This window comes from Halovulum dunhuangense (assembly GCF_013093415.1).
Lineage (GTDB): Bacteria > Pseudomonadota > Alphaproteobacteria > Rhodobacterales > Rhodobacteraceae > Halovulum > Halovulum dunhuangense.
On record NZ_JABFBC010000001.1, the window covers coordinates 1,683,630 to 1,702,145 of the forward strand.

General features: G+C 62.5%; 17 protein-coding genes. 1 reads left to right on the forward strand and 16 read right to left on the reverse strand.

Annotation, left to right across the window (positions count from 1 at the left end):
• Positions 1-2 precede the first annotated feature (2 nt).
• From HMH01_RS08095 to HMH01_RS08155, 14 genes are all read right to left on the reverse strand, one after another.
• On the reverse strand, positions 3-3,233 hold the full coding sequence (locus tag HMH01_RS08095) for a type I restriction endonuclease subunit R (RefSeq protein ID WP_171324138.1): 3,231 nt from the start codon (positions 3,231-3,233) through the stop codon (positions 3-5).
• A complete protein-coding gene (locus HMH01_RS08100; RefSeq protein WP_216366772.1) occupies positions 3,230-4,489 on the reverse strand; it encodes a restriction endonuclease subunit S in 1,260 nt (419 codons plus the stop codon). The genes HMH01_RS08095 and HMH01_RS08100 overlap by 4 nt, the downstream gene beginning before the upstream one ends.
• Positions 4,486-6,495 carry a type I restriction-modification system subunit M gene (locus HMH01_RS08105; RefSeq protein ID WP_171324140.1) on the reverse strand — a complete coding sequence of 670 codons (2,010 nt, stop codon included), beginning with the start codon at positions 6,493-6,495 and terminating at the stop codon, positions 4,486-4,488. Before HMH01_RS08105 ends, HMH01_RS08100 begins: the two co-directional genes overlap by 4 nt.
• On the reverse strand, positions 6,492-6,617 hold the full coding sequence (locus tag HMH01_RS17940) for a hypothetical protein (protein WP_281365951.1): 126 nt from the start codon (positions 6,615-6,617) through the stop codon (positions 6,492-6,494). The genes HMH01_RS08105 and HMH01_RS17940 overlap by 4 nt, the downstream gene beginning before the upstream one ends.
• Positions 6,618-6,664: 47 nt before the next feature.
• Positions 6,665-7,906, reverse strand: coding sequence for a MaoP family protein (locus tag HMH01_RS08110; RefSeq protein ID WP_171324142.1), 1,242 nt, complete (start codon positions 7,904-7,906; stop codon positions 6,665-6,667).
• Between the two features lie 8 nt (positions 7,907-7,914).
• Complete coding sequence (locus tag HMH01_RS08115; RefSeq protein ID WP_171324144.1) at positions 7,915-9,858, reverse strand: GmrSD restriction endonuclease domain-containing protein; 1,944 nt, start codon at positions 9,856-9,858, stop codon at positions 7,915-7,917.
• 55 nt (positions 9,859-9,913) lie between these two features.
• Positions 9,914-10,420, reverse strand: a complete 507-nt coding sequence (locus tag HMH01_RS08120; RefSeq protein ID WP_171324146.1) for a hypothetical protein — start codon at positions 10,418-10,420, stop codon at positions 9,914-9,916.
• A gap of 125 nt (positions 10,421-10,545) precedes the next feature.
• Positions 10,546-10,725 (reverse strand): hypothetical protein, encoded by a 180-nt coding sequence (locus HMH01_RS08125; RefSeq protein WP_171324148.1) that lies wholly within the window; start codon positions 10,723-10,725, stop codon positions 10,546-10,548.
• Positions 10,726-11,064: 339 nt separating this feature from the next.
• Entirely contained in the window at positions 11,065-11,544 is a 480-nt protein-coding gene (locus HMH01_RS08130; protein WP_171324150.1) for a hypothetical protein, read from the reverse strand.
• 413 nt (positions 11,545-11,957) lie between these two features.
• Positions 11,958-12,449: a hypothetical protein gene (locus tag HMH01_RS08135; RefSeq protein ID WP_216366773.1), complete on the reverse strand. Its 492-nt coding sequence runs from the start codon at positions 12,447-12,449 to the stop codon at positions 11,958-11,960.
• A 111-nt stretch (positions 12,450-12,560) separates the two neighbouring features.
• On the reverse strand, positions 12,561-12,764 hold the full coding sequence (locus tag HMH01_RS08140; protein ID WP_171324152.1) for a helix-turn-helix transcriptional regulator: 204 nt from the start codon (positions 12,762-12,764) through the stop codon (positions 12,561-12,563).
• A gap of 78 nt (positions 12,765-12,842) precedes the next feature.
• Positions 12,843-13,580, reverse strand: coding sequence for a hypothetical protein (locus tag HMH01_RS08145; protein ID WP_171324154.1), 738 nt, complete (start codon positions 13,578-13,580; stop codon positions 12,843-12,845).
• Entirely contained in the window at positions 13,577-14,818 is a 1,242-nt protein-coding gene (locus tag HMH01_RS08150) for a tyrosine-type recombinase/integrase (RefSeq protein WP_171324155.1), read from the reverse strand. Before HMH01_RS08150 ends, HMH01_RS08145 begins: the two co-directional genes overlap by 4 nt.
• A 257-nt stretch (positions 14,819-15,075) precedes the next feature.
• Entirely contained in the window at positions 15,076-15,972 is an 897-nt protein-coding gene (locus HMH01_RS08155) for an SMP-30/gluconolactonase/LRE family protein (RefSeq protein ID WP_171324157.1), read from the reverse strand.
• A 15-nt stretch (positions 15,973-15,987) separates the two neighbouring features.
• On the opposite strand from HMH01_RS08155, the gene HMH01_RS08160 reads away from it, so the two are divergent.
• The gene (locus tag HMH01_RS08160; protein WP_246237293.1) at positions 15,988-16,467 is read left to right on the forward strand and encodes a GlcG/HbpS family heme-binding protein; all 480 of its coding nucleotides are present in this window, start codon (positions 15,988-15,990) and stop codon (positions 16,465-16,467) included.
• On the opposite strand, the gene HMH01_RS08165 is transcribed toward HMH01_RS08160, so the two are convergent.
• Both HMH01_RS08165 and HMH01_RS08170 read right to left on the reverse strand, forming a co-directional pair.
• Positions 16,464-17,507, reverse strand: a complete 1,044-nt coding sequence (locus HMH01_RS08165; RefSeq protein ID WP_171324159.1) for an L-idonate 5-dehydrogenase — start codon at positions 17,505-17,507, stop codon at positions 16,464-16,466. The two genes, HMH01_RS08160 and HMH01_RS08165, sit on opposite strands and share 4 nt — an antisense overlap.
• Positions 17,508-17,515: 8 nt before the next feature.
• On the reverse strand, positions 17,516-18,463 hold the full coding sequence (locus HMH01_RS08170; RefSeq protein ID WP_171324161.1) for a 2-hydroxyacid dehydrogenase: 948 nt from the start codon (positions 18,461-18,463) through the stop codon (positions 17,516-17,518).
• Positions 18,464-18,516 lie beyond the last annotated feature (53 nt).

Genomic DNA, 18,516 nt, shown 5'->3' on the forward strand with positions numbered 1-18,516 from the left:
CCTTACTCATTAAGGCTGAGCGCTTCGCCCCGTTTCAGGATCTCGTAGATCACCCCCTCGAGGATCGGCAGGGCTTGCCTGTCTTTGCTCAGCAGCAGTGTCGCAAGTGAACTATGCGAGGACATTGCACGAACCACGGCTGCCTGGACGGCGCCGGGCAGGTTCCCCTTCATCGCCTGATCTTTACTGTTCTTTTTGATCTGGGCCATCACTACCGGGTTCTCGCGGGTGATCGCCGCGACCTGGTTAACGAAGGCCACCTGATCCTCAAGCGGGGTCGCCTCGCCGAACAGGCTGTTAAGCCGCTCAATTAGCTCCTGCATATACACGGGCAGCACGCCGGGTCGTGAGCCGCCACCACCGCCCTTCACTGGGTCGAGGATGGGGGGCTCCTCGTCTTCGCCTTCACTTGTCGGTTCCCGCTCTCCGATGTCGTAGCCGGTCAGCGCGATGCCATGCAGGTCGATCTCGGCTGCAGGCACTCCGTCGAGCCGGTTTGCCAACAGCTTCGAGAAAGCGGCAAAGGTCTCCAGGTCTGGGTCCCCTAGATCTACCAGCTGGGCGATGTAGGCGTAGAGCCGTCCGAACCGGGACAAGCCTGACTTGAAGTCGGTAAGGGAAACGATCGCTGTTTCGACCTGCTCGCGTTCGTGGTCGGCACGCTTCATCCCATCGTCGTTCCCGGCGCTCTTCGCGCGCTGCCAAGCGTCCTCCGCCGCGGCCGCACGCTCCCGCAGGTCGGACAAGCGCCGGTTGTAAGCATCCGTCGGCTCCTGCGTCGCGGCGTACATTGCCTTGTGCGCCGCCTCGTCGTCGTTCCCGGTCGCAGCAGACGCGGCGGTCCGGAAACGGGCGCGCTGGAAGTCGAGAATGTGGGTGCCGTCGTAGATACCCTGATCGTCGAGAAACTCCTTCAGGTCGTAGATGACGTTGAGATCCTGAACCTCCTCGATCCGCGCGCCCCGGTCGTACTGGGCGAAGGCTGCCCGGACCACGTCGGGATCATTCACGAAATCGATGATGAACGTCTGGTCCTTACCCGGAAAGGTTCGGTTCAGACGGGAGAACGTCTGGACGATCTCGACCGCGTTCGCGATCTTCTTGTCCACGTACATCGCGACCAGCTTGGGCTGGTCGAACCCGGTCTGGAATTTGTTTGCCACCAGCATGACCCGGTATTCTGGCCGGTCGAAGACGTGGCGCAGATCCTTGCCGCCTGCCTCCGGGTTCATGTTCGCCTCGGTGAACTCGGCGTCCTCCTCGACGACGAAAGCGTCCCCGTAGAGCAGGTCGTCGTTCGGGTGCATCACTTCGCGCCCGGTCAGCTTGCCGGAGAAGGCAACAAGGGTCCGGATATGTCCGTATTCCGGGTTCGCGGCTATGAAGGCGTCGAAAGCCCGCTTATACCGGACAGCAGAGGCCCGGGAGCTGGTGACCACCATCGCCTTGGCCTTCCCGTCCAAAAGGTGGGCCACGTTCTTCGAGAAGTGCTCGATGATGAACCGAACCTTCTGGGTGACGTTCGTCGGGTGAAGCGTCATCCACTTTGCCAGCGCCCGTTTAGCGGCCTTCCCGTCGACCCGCTTCTCGTCGACGATCTCTTGTCCAAGGTTGAACGCGGTCTTGTAGGGGACGTAGCCGCGCAGAACGTCCAGGATGAACCCTTCCTCGATTGCCTGGCGCATCTCGTACTTGTGGAATGAGGCTGGCAGGTTGTCGTCCGAGGCGGGCTTGGTGGGATCGGCCGGGCGACCGAAGAGCATCATGGTCGAGTGCTTCGGGGTCGCCGTGAAGGCGAAATGGGACACGTTCGACGGGCGCTTCCGGGCTCGCTGGATCTCGAGCAGGATGTCCTCGACCGTCAGCTCCTCCGCGTCCTTGCGCGCCGACAGGGCCAGCGTCGCCTGCAGCTTGGAGGCGGTGTTCCCGGTCTGGGAATTGTGCGCCTCGTCGATGATCACCGCGAAGTTCCGATCCCGCAGGGACGTCTCCGTCAGGATCGCCTCCATGGCAAAGGGGAAGGTCTGGATGGTCACCACGATGATCGGGGTGCCCTTCAGCATCGCCTCGCTCAACTGGTCGCTCTTCGACTTCGACGAGCTCTCCCGGTCGATGGCCGCGATCAGCCCCTTCTGGTGGTCGATCTGCTGGACCGCGTCCTGCAATTGACCGTCCAGGACGTTCCGGTCCGTCACGATGATCACCGTGTCGAAGATCGGCGCCCCGTCGTCCCGGCGCAGCTTGACCAGGTCATGCGCCGTCCAGGCAATCGTCGAGGTCTTGCCCGAGCCCGCGCTGTGCTCGCACAGATAGGGGTGCCCGGGCCCCTTTTCCTTGGCATCGGCAATCATCTTGTTGACCGCGTCGAACTGGTGAAACCGGGGGAAGATCAGGGTCTCCTTGACCGACCAGTTCCCCTTCAGGTCGACCACGTTCTTCTTCTCGACATAGACGAAGCTGTGGAAGACCCGCAGGAACGCGTCTGGTCGGCAGATCTCCTCCCAGAAATAGGCGACCGGGTATTCACCGTCGGTCCGCGCAGGGTTCCCCGCGCGGCCGTTGTCGCCCTTGTTGAAGGGCAGGAAGAAGGTGTCGTCGCCCGCGAGCCTCGTAGTCATCCAGATCTCGCTGTCGGACATCGCGAAATGGACAACCGCGCCGCGATGCTGCGTCAGGAGCGGGTGCTTGCGTTTCGTGACCGGGTCCACGGGCAAGCGGTCGCGCCGGTACTGGGCCTTCGCGTGTTCGACCGACTGGGTGAAATCCGTTTTCAGCTCCACCGTGGCAAGCGGCAGGCCGTTCAGGAACAGGCCGAGGTCGATGGCGAGCTCGCGGCCCGGGTGATACTTCAGCTGCGGCACGACCCGCAGCCGGTTCGACGCATAGCGGTGCAGGACCTTCTCGTTCCGCTGGTCCTCGGGTGCCGCCTCGGACAGGTCCAGATGCCCCGCGCCGGCGATGGAGAAGCCCCGGCGCAGGGTCTGCACCATCCCCTGTTTCTCCAGCGCCATCTCCAGCCGGTCCATGACCACCGTCAGGGTCTTGTCGCCGTTCATCGCGTGAAGCCGGTCCCATTTCTGGGGCTGGGTGGCGCGCAGCCAGGCCTCCAGATCTTCCGGGTACATGGCCCGGTCAGCATCAAAGGCGTCAGAGGTGCCGACCAGCCAGCCCGCCTCGGCGAGCTTGCCGACGATATGGGACTCGAGGTGCTTCTCGTGATGCAGGTCGCTCATGCAGCACGCCTCACGTCGATCTTGCCGGTGACGGCGGCGGTGATCAGGGCGGCACGCTTCTCGCGGAGAAGGTCGATGCTGCGCTCGGTCTGGGCGATCAGGTTCTTCATTCGCGCCGTTGCACGTTCGATCCGATCAACGATTTCAAGCTGCTCCTCGCGCGGGGGCACGGGTAGTTTCACGGGCGCGAACCGCACGAACCGGAACCTCGGCGCTCTTTCACGAACAGATGGGCACAAAACATAGATGTAGTTTCGCCGCGCCATGCACCTGAGCAGGTAGGCGTAGTACTCAGGGACAGCCTCATCGGAGCGAGGTTTGCACACGGCATACTCTCCGGTCGCCTTTCCGTCGTCTTCCGAAACCCCAATCGCTCCCGCGAAGGCATCCATGGTATGAATGACCAAGTCGCCCTTAAGTATTTTCTGATATCCGACCTCCTTCTCGGCGAAGGTATACCCCTCCGTTCTTCGCTTGCTCCGAAGGCAGACCTGCCCATCTCGGAAAGCGGTGATGATTTCGTCGTCCGGGGCCACCGGGCGCGCCATCTCTTCGAAAAGATGCTTCCCCTTGCGCACGGTCCAGTGTTTCGGGATCCGAGGCGCCCAAGGAATATCGACGTCCTTGACGGTGAGCTGGCTGTCGTCGCGCCCGGTAACGCACGCGTCCGAAAAGGTGAGGATTTTTTCCTTTAGCAGCGCGATGAACCGGGCCTTCTTCTCGATCAGACCGTCAATCAGGCCGGTCTCGCGGTCGAGGAAGCGGGCGATGGCGACCTGATCGGCGATTGGGATATCCGGGACAGGGAACTCCAACAATTCTGTCTGGCTGAGGTTCTGGCGGATACCACCCCCTAATCCGTTGAAAATATTACCAATGTAGGCAGCGTAAAAATACCAGTAGAAAAACTCGGGATAAACGTCGTCTGATGCCGGGGTCAGCCTGATATAGGCCGGGCTCATGATGCCCCGCCGAGGGACTAGGCCAACCCGGCTGGTCTTGATGTTCTGTAGGTCGATGAGCTTGAAAGCCAGATCGCCCTTCTCGAAGATCTGATAGCTTCCATAGTCCGAGCTCTGGAGGCCATCGGTATCATCAAGGGAACGGTCGATCACCCCGCCCATCGTCAGGGCGAGCCGATGGCTCTCCTTCATCCCGGCGTTGCTGTCCTTCCGATACCTGAACCGATGTTTCGCCGGTACGAGCGACCACAAGGACGTGCCGACGAAATCCTCCAGGAAGTCGCGTCGGCTCATTCTGTCACCTCCGCCAAAACCGCCGCGATTTCCGCCTCGACCGCCTTCAGCTCGGCGTCAATCTCCTCCAGATCGCGGGGCGGCTGGTATTCATAGAAGTAACGGTTGAAGTTGATCTCGTACCCCACGACGCCCACCTGACCGTCATATTCGTCGCGGAACCCTTCATCCACATAGGCGTCGGGCGCATGGGCCAGCACCTCCTGCGCCATGTAGTCCCGGATGTCCGTGCCAAGGGGGATGTTCTCGAAATCCGTCAGGTCATCATCGGGGATGACCTGGCCCTTCTTGTCGAGAACCGGGTCCAGATCCGGGTCCCGCACGCCGAAGGATTTCTGGAACGCCTTGATCAGGGCGGCGTTCACCTTGCCGAGCTCCGCATCGCGTTTGGTCGCGTTCTTGACCCAAGCCTCGAACCGGTGCCAGCCGTGCGCCTCGCCCATGTCCGCCTCGAACAGCGCAGTCCAGGCGGTCTGCGCTTCGGGGGCGAGCTTGCCCCATGCGGTTTCATCCGCCAGCTCGGCCAGTCCCTCGGCCGAGATCACGATCTTCTTGCGCAACGGGCGCAGGACCTTCACGCGCCGGTAGCCGAAGTCGCGGCTGTCGAACAAACGGCTCTCCTTCGTCTCGGCGAAGTCGGCATACATCTGGACAATCTGCCGGATCTGACCATCCCCGACCCGGCGGCGCTTGTTGCCCTCGCTCTTGCGCATGGGCTCGAACAGCGCGGTGGCGTCGATCAACTGGACCTTGCCCTTCCGGTCGGCCGGCTTCTTGTTCGACAGAAGCCAGATGTAGGTGCCGATCCCGGTGCGGAAGAAGATTTCGGTCGGAAGCGCGATGATCGCCTCGACCACGTCCTCCTCCAGCAGGTAGCGCCGGATCTCGGATTCCCCTTGCCCAGCGTTCCCGTTGAAGAGGGGCGATCCGGACAAGACGATGGCCGCCCGCCCGCCGCCGCGCTCCGGCGTCTCCAGCTTGCTGAGGAGGTGGAGCAGGAACAGCATCGACCCGTCGCTGACGCGCGGCAGCTTGGGGCCGAAGCGGCCCTCGAAGCCCTTCTCCTGATGCTCCCGGACCACGGCGGCCTGGTCCATCTCCCACTTTTTCCCGAAGGGCGGATTCGAGACGCAGTAGTGGAACCGTTCGTTCGCCAGCTTGTCGTCGGACAGGGTGCTGCCGAGCTTAATGTTCTTCGACAGGTCGCGGCCGGGATCCGACTCGACGGTCTTGAGGAGCATCGAGGCGAGGCAGACTGCGTGGGTCTCCGGCTCCAGTTCCTGCCCGTAGGGAACGATGACCGGGGCGACCGAGTACCGGTCGCGCAGCGCGTTCACATGCTCCATCCCGTCCGACAGGAAGCCGCCGGTGCCGCAGGTGGGGTCATAGAGGGTCCGGATCAGGCCGGGGTTGTCGATGAACATCTGGTCGTCCGGGTCGAGCAGCAGCTCGATGGCCAGATGGACGACGTCGCGCGGGGTCATGAAGTCTTCGGCCGCCTCATTCACCTCGGCGCCGAAGCGCCGGATCAGGTGTTCGTAGACGTTGGACATCACCCGTTCCGGAACCGCGTCCGGATGCAGGTCGATGGCGGCGAAGTTCTGACAGATCTTGTAGAGGACCCCGGCCTTGTCCATCCGGGCGAGCGTGTTCGCGAAATCGAACTGTTCGAAGATTACGCGCGCGTTGTCAGAGAAGGAGGCGATGTAGTCCTCGAGGTTCTGTCGGGTCCGGGTCGCGCCGAGGCTGCGCAGGTCGTAGTTAGAAGTGTTGTAGAACGGGTAGCCTGTCTGCGTGCGCAGGATAACGTCCAGGTCTATCCCGCTGTCCTTCATCTTCTTGACGGTTTCTCGCACCTGATCACGGGTCGGCTCCAGAACGCATTCCAGGCGGCGCAGGAGGGTGAAGGGCAGAATGACCTTGCCGAAATCGACGTGCTTGAAGTTCCCCCAGAGGTCGTCCGCATTTTTCCAGATGAAATCGGCGAGGGCGGTGTTCGTGCTCATTTGCCTTCCTTATTATTTTTGGGATCGGTTTCGGGCGCACGCAGCGCCTCGCGGAGCCGCCCGTCCGGCAACGCCGCCCAAGGGGTCTGGTTGAATTGCTGTTGCGTAACCTGATCTGTCATTTCCGGGTCCTTTGGAGGCGGTTGCGCGTATCGCGAAACGACCTCCGTCAGCTCCTGTCTTTTGTCTGCATCGCCCCGAATGCCACCAACTCTCTGACACTCACGACCACTGATCGCCATGGAACCTGCGCACCAGCCTGCTTTGCCAGCATGACGACCAGTATCCCCGCGACCATCCCGATCCAGACGGGACCGCCGATAACTGCGCTGGACGTCACGACGATCCCGCTCAGCAGTCCACCCTCGGAAAAGGCCGTGATGAAGCGCTTAGCATTTCGGCCCTCCCCGTTCTTGTTCTGCATCGCCCGTGCGGCACCGACGATCAGCACGAGCAGGGCGATCGGGCTGGCCGATACGGTCGCGGACACCGTCAGCCCACCAAGCATCTGGATGAACCTTTCGCGTTCTGCATCATTCCAATTGAGCAGTACCGCAAGGCCCGGAACCACGGCACTGACCAGTTCCTCGAGGTTGAATGTCATGGCATCCAGTGCCCAACCGTTCGGCAATCCAGCTGCGCGAACTACCGCATCGAATGCCCGATATGTCGCTTCGCTTAGCGTCGCGACCGGCATTCCGACTGGCGAGGACAGATCCGACAGGTACGCGCGGACCCAGCCAGAAAGCTCTTCCAGCTGGGTGTCATTCGTCATTGCCTCGCGGGCCATTTCGAAGGACCCGAGCAGAGAGTGGCCCCCATCTACAAGCCGGTGGAGGGATGGTGCAACATAGTCGCTCCCTGCCTTGAGGCCTTCCGCAAAGGCGCCGTCCATGGCCTTGGTGTAGACGTCGCTCACGTTGTTGAACGTATCGCCGGTCATTCGTGATAAGTTCGACGCAAGCTCTCGATCCGCCACCAATGCGGAGACCCAGAGCCCCACCTCGGACGCACCGTTCCCAAATTTCGAGCGGCCGTCGATATAGCCTCGTTTGACCTGGGAAAAAAGCTTTCCGGTCACTCGGCCTAACCGCTCTCCAATCTCAACCTCCTCGATAGCGTCAATAGCTGCTTCAATGTCTGAAGAGAGGTTTTCATCGCGGATAATTCTCTCGGACAAACGGGGCTTTGCCACCGGCAGCGTATCGGCATTCACCCCACGGCCGCGAAATTGAAGGTAGCGGATGTAGGCAGTCTCATGTTGCGTCTGCGGCTCAGATAACCCAGCGACCACCTCCAGGAAATGCTTCTGCATATGTGTAGCCGGCACCCGCGTCCCGTTCGCGAGCGCCTCATAGAACGCCAGATGCTTCTTCAGGAGGATAAGATCCCAGGACGTGAGCCGGTTCATCGCGTACCTCAGGCTGCCTGCTGTCCGAGGACATCCTTCTCGACATACGCCCGGAAAGCAGCAACCGAACTGAAGCAGCGGAAGCCCGCAGCATTGGCCATGGCAAAGACCTCGGGCGGCTCGTCGATAAGGATAGCAATCGGCTGCGAAAGCCCCGGCTGCAAGCCGTCCGGCCATGCAAGGTCAAATACCGCCTTCTGAGCGCCACTATCGGGATCGGCATAGTCAAAGGCGATCTGGCCGCGGGGCAAGCCCTGCTCTTCGACCCAGCCAGCCAGAGCTTCGAGTTCCGCCTCTTCGGATTCACCAGTGATCCCGCCGATGATATCAGCAGCATGAGGCTCGATAGCAGCAGTTCCACTAAGCCATTGGGTCTCACCGTGCAGCAATTCAGCAAACCGCCGGTTCGCTTCTGCAGCCAACAGTTCGCGGCGCGCCTCCAGGAACTCGGGGTAGTTCTCGATCTTCCAGAGCCTTGGGTCATCCGGGATCCATTGCGAGCCGAGCGCACCTGGATGCTGCGCCTCGATTTCCGGGAAGTACTCCTCCGGCAGGCGGGCACTGATCGAGAGGTTCGTATCCTTAGTGAGGAAGCAGAAATTCGCGATCGCATTGACTTCGGGACGTGAACGGCCGGCGTTGTATAGCCGGGCTTTCGGGAAGATGTGATGGACCTCGAGACGGCTCATCCTGCCAAGAAGGTTGGCTTTCAACGGCAGACCTGTGCCCCAGTCACGTGCCTCTCCCATACGGGTCAGCATGTAGAGCACCGGGTAGAAACGCGCGCCGAGGCTCCAGCTGGCAAAATGACCAGGCTCGATACGGAGTCCGCCATGCCAGAGCCGAAGGCGATCGAGAAGCGCGTCGAGGCCCCCTTCCTCCAGTGCGGCCAGATCCTGGTCGATAATGGTCTCGGTCGAACCAGAGAAGCGGCCCCACATGCCCGCCTGTGCGAACCAGAAGAGGAGCTTGTCCCGCTCGGCGGCGCTCAGAGCCCCGTCTTTCTGATCCATGTGCCGGACCATCACTGGAACAGCGAAACGGCCGAAGAAAACCTGATCATGATCGAGCCCAAGACGGCCGCCGATCATGTTCAGAGCGCTGTCGATCTGCCGCGAGGCGCGCTTTAACCCGTCCTGAATGTCGAGCGCTCCCTTATCATGCAAGTAGCTGAACCTCGCCTCACCGGTTAGGACGGTGTTTACCGAGCGCAGTAACCAGTCGAGGTTGAAGTGGAAACCGGAGGCGCCCCAGTCCTTCAGCTGGACCTTCATGCTGTCGCGCGCCTCGGGCCATTCTGCGCAGATCTTGGCGAGCGCCAGGTCGCCTTTGGAGAGCTTGGTTCCACCGCTATTCACGCGGTTAAATATGTCCACCACGATGTCGAGGGTCTTGTCCGGCCCCGTGACCTCCTCGATGTGAAGGTCGATCTCGGTGATACCGAGCAACCTGCTCAGCCGCGAAACATAATCGGCGACGTTTGCAGTATGGGCAGGATCCGTACTGAACTGGGTGATGAAGCTCCCCAGGCCGGTCATGCCGGCGCGCATCAGCTTGGTCACGTCGATCCAGAGCGGATCGTCCTTCATCTTGATCGGCTGGTAGAACTCGAAGCTCTCATCGCCGAGATGAAAGTGGAGCCCTGTAAAGCTTTGTGCGTTGCCGTCGAAGAATTTCGGTGGGTGACCGCGAACCACGCCATAGAGCGAAGTGATACGCTGTTGTCCGTCGAGGAGCAGCTTCACGATCCCCGCAGCAAGCTGCCCGTCGCCACGATGCGCCGCGGACTTCGACTCTGTTGCCCATACGAGGAGCCCGCCGACGGGGTGACGCTTGTAAAGTGACTCGAAAAGGCCGCGGACCTGATCCCGGTTCCACACGTAGCCGCGCTGAAATTCGGGAAGGGCCATATGGCCATTGTCAATGTGGCTGAGAATGTCGGTGATCTTCATGGCAATGCGTTCCGTCAATCAATAGTAGAAATTGGACACGTTGAACGCAGCTCCGTCAAGCTGGCGCGGTCATTACTACACAAGCGTGGGTCTGTCCGGTCATCCCGTCTCCCATTGGCAGAAGAATGTGTCCATGATTTGACTCATCAGACGGCTTGCGTCTCAGATCAGAGTAGAGGCACTCACCTGCCACGGGCTCTTTCTTCTGCCGCCCGGCCAGCGCCTCAACGTCGGCCCGCCACTTCTTCGACAGCACCCAGCCGTAGTGCTTCTCGTTCCAGAGCGCCCGGCCCTTGATCGAGCCGAAAACGGCGCCCCGATCCTTCGAGACGCCGCGCACGATGATGGTTTTCTCGCTGTGGTCGGAAACCGTGACCGGATCCGCGACCGGGGCGGCTACGGCCGCTTCGTCGGGGGTCTGATCTGCGTCAGGCTCTTGCCCCTGAGCTGCGGGGACAGGCAGTCCAGATGCTTCGGGTTCCGGCGCGGGTTCGGGGCCTCGGGGCTGTGCCGGCCTCGCGTCGAAAAGATCCGTCTGATTGCGCGCCTCGGTATCGAACAAGCCGCCCGCGGGCGGTTGCGCATCGCCACCGCGAAGCGGCCGGCCCTGCTGGCGCTCGGCGCGCTCCCGGTCGGTGATTTGCTCCGCGCCCGGAATGACAAGCTGCTGCCCTTCCGGCGAAACATCTACTTGCCCGCCTTCGAGGGTGCCGGTGCGCTGGCGCTCGGCGTCGCCCTCTCCGCGAACGCCGTCTGCTGCCGGCGGAACTCTATGTTCGGCTCATTCTTGGCCATCCGCTTGAGCGTCGCGATCTGCAGCATCGCCGCCGGACTCGGCTTCGCTTTCGGGGTCGTCCGGTCGTCCATACTGCCTGTCCCTGGCTGCTGTGAGGAACGCGCGCGGGCCAGGCGCTCGTCGAGAATAACAGGTCGCTTTAATGTCTCATAGCAGATCGGCATACCTGCTTACTCGCGCTGCCCTAACGCTCCAATTCGTACCCTTCGGTGCCGGTATAAGAGCTCCAATGCCGAGCGCTCATGCCTCGCGGATCGCAGAACCGTGGAGGGGAGGTTCGAATTTCGATTGCGTCCACATCCGATCCTCATAGTCGATGAAACCGCTGACGGATTCTCATCTGGGAATGCCACACGGAACATGCCTCCAACAACTATGCCATCCTGGTACCGAACATCTTTCGACCGTAGTCATGCCCCTCTTTCATCTTCCGCTTTAGCTGCTCGAGCTCGGAGGGCGTCAGCATCTCGGAAGTTGAGGACGTAGGCCGCTTCGGTTGTGGTGAGCGCGCCGGGGTCGGCTTGGAGTAGCTGTCTGATTTCATCGCCGAACCTCCCTTCCATCTTACGCGCGCTGGCCTTCGAGATAGGGGCCATACAATTTCTCGACGCATCTGCATATATGCACGACACCCACGACCTCGCCGCTCTGTGGTCTGATGAACGCAGCCAACTCGGTGAGGCGCGCCGGGTAGCGTCGGCGTGCTGGATGAAAACAGCAGACCTCTCGGCCACTCCCGATACGATCCCGTACGGCTGTTCAGCCGCCCTGTTATACAACTCCAGTTGGTATCCCTCGGCGCGCTGGTCGAACCATCCGTCGCAGTAGCCGCAGGCCATGCAGATCACGGCGCAGATGCCGACCTGCTCGCGGCTGAACTGGATCCTCATGCCGTGGGCTTCGGTCATATGGATGAGGATCAGGACCCTCCAAGTGCCCGGCCGATGCCGTTGCCGGTTGTTGTCCGCCCGTAGACCTAACGGGACCGCCAATTGTTACGGGTCTAAAGAAACCCGCCGCCGCAGATTTTCCGCCTACTTGAGTGCCGTGGCAATCCTTCGCCGCAGTTGCTTGACGCTTCGGAGGTCGTGCGATCCTGGCGGGCGCACAGCGACCGATAGCGTTCTAATCCTCCATGGCTCCCCGAAAGAAAGGGCCGTCAACACAGAGGGCATAGGTATGGTAAGTAAGGGTATTTGGATTTTTTAGACGTTTTTGCGAGGCAGACCATACGAAACGTCTAAAAAATTTGATTGGTCCGACCTAATTTTCGAGATGAAATTCAATATCCCTTCTCGTTTTTTTAGACGACGCGTCTAATTTTTTTCGATGGGTTTTTCGTTTTACCTCCCCGTCCAAACGGGTTCCGCGCTGGCATCTTGATCACCGGAAAGTCATTGCCAGGGCGCCAGTTGCGGTAGAGTTTCCTTCCATCAGGCTTTTCCGAGTTCGGCATCTTTAGTTCGGTCAACTCGAACTCGCTCGACTTTCCCATCCCTTCGACCCCAAGATGCGCCATACGGGTGAGGACTATGAAACCCTTCGCCTGAAGATCGTGGAATGCCTTCCCGGCAGTCTCTTCCACAACTCCCAGACGCTCTGCCGCCTGACGCAACGAAAGTCGGATCTTCCCATTATTGTTGTTGCCGGGGCCGTGCCACTCCAGTTTGAGCCAAGGGTATAGAGCCTGAGCGGTGGTGGATAGGGCCCGCCAAGCGGGGGTCTCCATCGTGCTGCGTATCATCTTGGTATAATGTTCCTCCTGCCTTTCATGCTTTCCCCTGCGCGTCACCATTGCAGCCTCCTTTGGTGTATGGCCAATCTTGAGACCAAATGCTCAGGTGTGGTCGTGCGTGGCGTTTCAGGGCCGCGTTCCTGCGCCCGAGCCTCCGACCTGCGCACCTGATCAGCGCGCGACAATGCTCGATCGGCCCGCGGGCGCCCGGCCACCGATCCACTCCTCGACGACGCTCTCGCGCCATCCGACGGCCCGACGGCCGAGCCGGAGGGGCTCGGGGAAACTGCCCTCGGCGATCATTGCGTAAAGGGTGGAACGGGACAGCCCGGTCAGAAGTTCAACTTCCGGGCGGCGGAGAATGCGGTCGGCCATCTGGTGGTCCTCCTCGGCTTGCTTTGATTCCCTGAGGAATGTGCTGGAGGAGCGGACCGCAAAACATCAGTCGAGGTTTTAATTTCGGGGAGGTTTTCGTGCCGAGGTTTCTTGGCGCCTCGGGCGTCCCCCCCGGGCAAGCGCGGGCCGCAGCTCTGCCGCTCTAGACCAACAGCGCTGGAAGGCACCATCGGTCATGTCGGGCGCAAGATCCCTCTTGGCCCGCGCCTTGATTGGAAGGGGACCGTCGTCAACCATCGCGACAAGCGCCCTTACGACCGCACCTTGGCTCTGATCGAGGCCAGGCAGACCTGCAAGCTGCCTGATGCGTGCTGAGACCCTCGTCCTGGGAAGTGTCAGAATCCCTCCAGGGAGGAAATCTGCCGACAGGTCGAGGGTCCCGCTTCCGAGGGTCCCGACCGAAAGGTCGACATATCGGCCCTTGGCCGGCTTGTTGGATACCAGCGGTTCGGGCGACAAGGCATTTACCTCGGTCCCCTGCGCACCTGTCGATCCGGAACCTTCATTCAGCGCCTCCACCCGCGCCAACAGTTCAGGGTTCGCTGTGGCAGGAAATTCACGCTCCAGCCACTCTAGTTCACACGGCAGCTTGGTTCCATCCGGAAGCAGAACCCTCACCTCTCCCACATGCTGCGAAAGCAATATCCAGAGTTCCTCGACGGCCTTCCTCAGGCACACGCCATCCTTGATGACGCCCTCGGCAACCCAGACATAATCGGAGTCGTCCCATCCAGGACCGTCGAGCGCCCTATCGATCAGGCGAAGGGCCTCCGGCAGGTTGATCATCGGTCTCATCGCTGTCCCCAGAACTCGAGCACCTTGCCCTCACCCAGTTGAAGGTAGTTGGCCCAGGCCTCCATCATCAGGCGTCTCTTCTCGAACAGATCGGAGCGGGCATAAGCCTGCTCCACAGCGTCGCCCACCTTGTGCGCCAGCGCTGCCTCCGCCACCTCGCGGGGGAAGCTGGTGCGCTCCTGGGCCCAGGTGCGGAACGAGGTGCGGAACCCGTGCACGTCGGCGTCGAACCCAAGCTGCTTCACCAGCTTCGACAGGGTCATGTCGGAGAGCGGCTTACCGCTGAGGCTGGGAAAGATCAGGCCACTCCCGTCCTTGAGAGCCTCGGCGTCCCGCAGGACCTCCATGGCACGGCGAGAGAGCGGAACGCGGTGTGCCTTCTTCATCTTCATGCGCCCCGCGGGCAAGACCCATGCCGCGACCAGTGAAGCGCCGGGATCGCCCGCTCCTCCCGAGAACTCGATCTCCTCCCAGCGCGCACCGCGCACCTCGCCCGAGCGCGCGGCGGTGAGCACGAGGAACTCGAGTGCCAGCTTGGTCGCGATCCATGCTTCCGACGCCCGGACCTTCGCCAGACAAGCTGCGACCTCCTGATGAGGCAGGGCCTTCCGGTGAGATTTCGATCGATCATGCTTCGGCAGGGCCTGCGAAATGCTCTCAGCGGGATTATCCTGGCGCCATCCCTGGGCGATGGCCCATTTGAGCACTGTTCCAATCCGCTGCTTCACCCGTCGGGCGGTCTCGGGCTTTTCGAACCAGATCGGCGTGAGGATCGCGAGAACATCACCCGTTGTCACCTCCCCCACCTTAAGCCTGCCTACTCTCGGAAAGGCATATGTCTCGAGCGTACTGATGAACTGGGCAGCGTGCTTGTTGTTGCGCCAGCTCGGCGCATGAAGGGCATGAACCTTGCGCGCGGCCTCTTCGAAGGTTGGCACTGCATGTGTCGCCCGCTTCATCTGAAGAGGATCGCCGCCTGAACGGGCAACGCGGCTGTTCTCCAGCGCTCGCTCGCGCGCCTCGGCCAACGTCACGACAGGAGGGCTCCCCAGCCCTATCTCGCTACGCCTGCCTCGGATCGTGATCCGCTGGACCCAGGATCGGGCGCCGGATTCCGTGACCCGAAGATAGAGGCCCAGCCCGCCACCATCATGATACTTCCCCGGAACCTTCACGGTCCTCACGAACGCCGCGGAAAGTCCCTTGTCCGACGTCTTCTTGGCGGGTGCTGCGGGCATGCCTGATCCCCCAATTGATCCCCCAGAGAATACCGGAATATATCGGAACAGATCGGTCTGAGAAAGCGTAACCTTGGTGGAAAAATATACTACTACAACCACTTATCGGGACGGCTCGGAACGTGTGGAACTTTGTGAAGGCAGACAGTCTCTCCGCCACATGGCATGGTGAAGTATCCGAAGAACCGTGTTTCCCGACATCACTTCCCCCGATTGCCCAGTCCATACTGGAATGTGCGGACGCTGGCGCCCGCGCGTCATGGCGCCTGGATGCCCCGCCTGTTCAGGGTGATCCGGTAAAGACCGGTGGTCGCCGTGATGTAGAGTTGATGTTTTGCGCGCCCGCCGAAGCAGATGTTGGAGACGAGTTCGGGCACCAGTATCTTGCCCAGCAGGCGACCGTCGTCGGCGATGCAATGGACGCCATCGGCGGCGGAGGACCAGATGTTGCCGTCGCTGTCCACCCGGATCCCGTCGGCGCAGCCCGGGCTGATCGCGTGGAAATGGCGGCCGTTCACGGGGCGGCCGTCTTGCATGTCGTAGACCCGGATTTCCTGCGCATCCTGCGAGAACATCCGGCCGGTATCGGCCACATAGAGCCGACCCTCGTCGGGTGAAAAGGCAAGGCCGTTGGGGCAGTTCATGTCATCGGCCATGACATCGAGCGCGCCCGTCGCCGGGTCGGCGCGGTAGACGACGCAGGGATTTTCCTGCTCTGCGGCGAAGCCCTCGTAGTCGGTCATGATGCCGTAATGCGGATCCGAGAACCAGACGCCGCCGTCCTGCGCCACGATCACGTCATTGGGCGAGTTGAGCGGCCGGCCCTCGAAGCTGTCGGCGATCACCGTGATGCTTCCGTCATGTTCGGTGCGGGTCACGCGGCGGGTCCCGTGCTCGCAGGAGACAAGGCGCCCCTGCCGGTCGCGGGTGTGGCCATTGGCGTAGTTCGACGGTTGCCGATAGGTGCTGATGCCCTGGCCCGGGGTCCAGCGCAGGATGCGGTTGTTGGGGATGTCCGAAAACAGCAGGCAGCCCGCATCGCCGAACCAGACCGGACCTTCGACCCAGTCGAAGCCGCCAGCGAGCTGCTTTACCGGGGCGTTGCCGAGAACGAAGCGCGCGAACTCCGGCTCCACGGTTTCGAAGAACGACATGGGCTGTCCCTTTGCATGTTTCGTGCCGGCAGGTTATCGATAACAATTCTGTCCGTCAAACATCGGGAGGCCTTTGAAATGGAATGGACCCAGGAGGCGCGTGTTCTCAGCCATCATGGCCTGATGGCGATGCTGGGCGCGGCCGTGGCCAAAGCCGAGGCGCTGAACCAGCCGCAGTGCATCGTCATCGTCGACGCATCGGGTGAGGTGCTCGCGGAGCTTCGAATGACCGGCGCGAAATTCCTCAGCCGCAAGAGCGCGCTTGCCAAGGCGCGGACGGCGGCCTCGATCGGGGCGCCCAGCGACGCGATTCCCGAGGCCGTCCGCGCGTCCATCGCCGCGGCCACGGGCGGTGCCGTGACAGGTCTGCCGGGCGGCCTGCCGATCATCCAGGGCGGTCATCGGCTTGGCGGAATCGGCGTGGGCTCGGGCAGCGGCGACCAGGATGTCGCGGTCGGGCGCGCGGCATTGGCGGCCATCGGCATCACGGACTAGGCTGGCGCCGCTGCAAAGGCGATCTGCGCCTTCATCGCGCGGCTGCGGTCGCCGGCCGTCTCGAAGGCCTCTCGCGCGGCGGACAGCGGGAAGGTCTGGGTGATCAGCGGTGCCGGGTCGATCAGACCCTTCCGCATCAGGCTGACGGCCGTGAAGAACTCCGCGTGGAACCGGAACGAACCCTTGAGCGACAGCTCCTTCGCCGTCATCGCCTGAAGCGGGAGGGTCATGTCCCCGCCAAGACCAAGCTGGACCACCGTGCCGCCCGGCCGCATGGCAGGCACCGCACCGGCAAGGGCCCTGGCCGCACCCGAACATTCGAAGAGGACGTCGAAGCGGCCCTTCTCGTGGAAATAGGGTTCGAGGGGCGCCTCGCTCGCTGCCATGTTCAGGGTTTCGTCCGCGCCAGCCATGCGCGCCATGTTCAGCGTGAAATCCGACAGGTCGGTCGCAACGATAAGGTCGGCGCCCGCCCGCCGGGCCGCCATGATGCACAGCACCCCGATCGGGCCACAGCCCGTCACGAGGACCGACCGGCCCAGAAGCGGCCCGACCCGGTTTGCCGCATGCAGCGCCACGGCAAGCGGCTCGGCCATCGCGGCCACCCCGGGCCGCAGGCCGTCCGCGGCGGCGCATTGTTCGGCTTGTGCAACCAGGACCTGCCGGAACGCGCCCTGCACATGCGGGAAGGGCATCGCCGAGCCGTAGAATCGCATGTCGAGGCAATGGTTGTACTCGGCCGCCGCGCAGAACCGGCACGCACCACACGGCCGGGAGGGCGATATCGCCACAAGCTGGCCGACCGAAAGGTTGGTGACGCCATCGCCGAGATCGGTCACATGCCCCGCAACCTCGTGGCCGAGGATCATCGGCTCCCGCAGGCGCACGGTGCCGAAACCGCCATGGTTGAAGTAGTGCAGGTCCGATCCGCAGATGCCGCCGGCGGCCAGCGCGATGCGCACCTGACCGGGGCCGGGCGGCGGGGCGGGCCGATCCTCGATCCGCAGATCGCCCGCGGCGTGAATGACGATCGATTTCATGGCTGCCCTCACAGGACCGGGGACGGCAGATCGTGCCCGGCGAAATGCGCCGAGAGATTGTCGCGCAGCAGCTTGCCCATCGCCTTGCGCGTCTCGACCGTGCCCGAGGCGTGATGGGGCTGGACCAGCACGTTGGGCAGGGCGAGGAAGCGGGGGTTCAGCGCCGGCTCTCCCTCGAACACGTCGAGTGCCGCCGATCCCAGCGTGCCGGATTCCAGCGCGTCGAGCAGCGCCCCCTCGTCGATGTTGGAGGCGCGGCTGATGTTGATGATCATGCCCTCGGGTCCGAGGGCCGCGATGACCTCGTGGCTTACGATGTGGCGCGTCGCGGGTGAGGCGGCGAGGGTGACGAAGAGGAAGTCGACCTCGTGCGCCAGCGTCACCGGGTCGGCGACGAAGCGCCAGCCGGGGGTGTCGTCCCTGGCGGCGACATCGCAATAGGCGATGTCCATGTCGAAGCCCGCGAGGCGCTTGCCGACCTCGAAGCCGATGCGCCCCAGGCCCAGAATGCCCGCGCGCTTGCCCCAGACGCGGGTTTTCAGCGGGTAGAGCCCGCGGGCCGCCCAGGACCCGTCGCGGACCCAGGCCTCGGCCCCGATCATGCCGCGGGCCTGCACCAGCATCATGGCGACGCCCAGATCGGCCACATCGGCGGTCAGCACGTCGGGCGTGTTCGTCACCCGGATGCCGCGCGCGCGGCAGGCGGCAAGGTCGACCGCGTCATAGCCGACGCCGTAGACCGAGATGATCTCGAGCGCGGGGCAGGCGGCGATCATCGCGGCATCGGCGCCAAGCTCGCCCCGGGTGGCGATGGCGCGCACCTGCGGTCCGACCTGGGCGAGCAGGGCGGCGCGGTCGGTCGCCTCGAAATAGCGATGCATCGTGAAGGCCGCGTCGAGCGGGGCCTGGTCCCAATCGGGGTAGGGGCCGATTTGCAGAACCTGGGGTTTCGACATGGTCCGTTCTCCCGGTTGGTTTTGGTGGACGAGGTGGCACTTGATGGCTTGAC

Bases quoted from the DNA above. Each gene is read 5' to 3' on its own strand.
- HMH01_RS08145 (WP_171324154.1), bottom strand. From the start codon at position 13,580: ATGAGACCGATGATCAACCTGCCGGAGGCCCTTCGCCTGATCGATAGG.
- HMH01_RS08135 (WP_216366773.1), bottom strand. From the start codon at position 12,449: ATGGTGACGCGCAGGGGAAAGCATGAAAGGCAGGAGGAACATTATACC.
- HMH01_RS08110 (WP_171324142.1), bottom strand. From the start codon at position 7,906: ATGAACCGGCTCACGTCCTGGGATCTTATCCTCCTGAAGAAGCATCTG.
- HMH01_RS08125 (WP_171324148.1), bottom strand. From the start codon at position 10,725: ATGGACGACCGGACGACCCCGAAAGCGAAGCCGAGTCCGGCGGCGATG.
- HMH01_RS08095 (WP_171324138.1), bottom strand. From the start codon at position 3,233: ATGAGCGACCTGCATCACGAGAAGCACCTCGAGTCCCATATCGTCGGC.
- HMH01_RS08130 (WP_171324150.1), bottom strand. From the start codon at position 11,544: ATGAGGATCCAGTTCAGCCGCGAGCAGGTCGGCATCTGCGCCGTGATC.
- HMH01_RS08155 (WP_171324157.1), bottom strand. From the start codon at position 15,972: ATGTCGTTCTTCGAAACCGTGGAGCCGGAGTTCGCGCGCTTCGTTCTC.
- HMH01_RS08115 (WP_171324144.1), bottom strand. From the start codon at position 9,858: ATGAAGATCACCGACATTCTCAGCCACATTGACAATGGCCATATGGCC.
- HMH01_RS08165 (WP_171324159.1), bottom strand. From the start codon at position 17,507: ATGAAATCGATCGTCATTCACGCCGCGGGCGATCTGCGGATCGAGGAT.
- HMH01_RS08105 (WP_171324140.1), bottom strand. From the start codon at position 6,495: ATGAGCACGAACACCGCCCTCGCCGATTTCATCTGGAAAAATGCGGAC.
- HMH01_RS08100 (WP_216366772.1), bottom strand. From the start codon at position 4,489: ATGAGCCGACGCGACTTCCTGGAGGATTTCGTCGGCACGTCCTTGTGG.
- HMH01_RS17940 (WP_281365951.1), bottom strand. From the start codon at position 6,617: ATGACAGATCAGGTTACGCAACAGCAATTCAACCAGACCCCTTGGGCG.
- HMH01_RS08160 (WP_246237293.1), top strand. From the start codon at position 15,988: ATGTTTCGTGCCGGCAGGTTATCGATAACAATTCTGTCCGTCAAACAT.
- HMH01_RS08140 (WP_171324152.1), bottom strand. From the start codon at position 12,764: ATGGCCGACCGCATTCTCCGCCGCCCGGAAGTTGAACTTCTGACCGGG.
- HMH01_RS08170 (WP_171324161.1), bottom strand. From the start codon at position 18,463: ATGTCGAAACCCCAGGTTCTGCAAATCGGCCCCTACCCCGATTGGGAC.
- HMH01_RS08150 (WP_171324155.1), bottom strand. From the start codon at position 14,818: ATGCCCGCAGCACCCGCCAAGAAGACGTCGGACAAGGGACTTTCCGCG.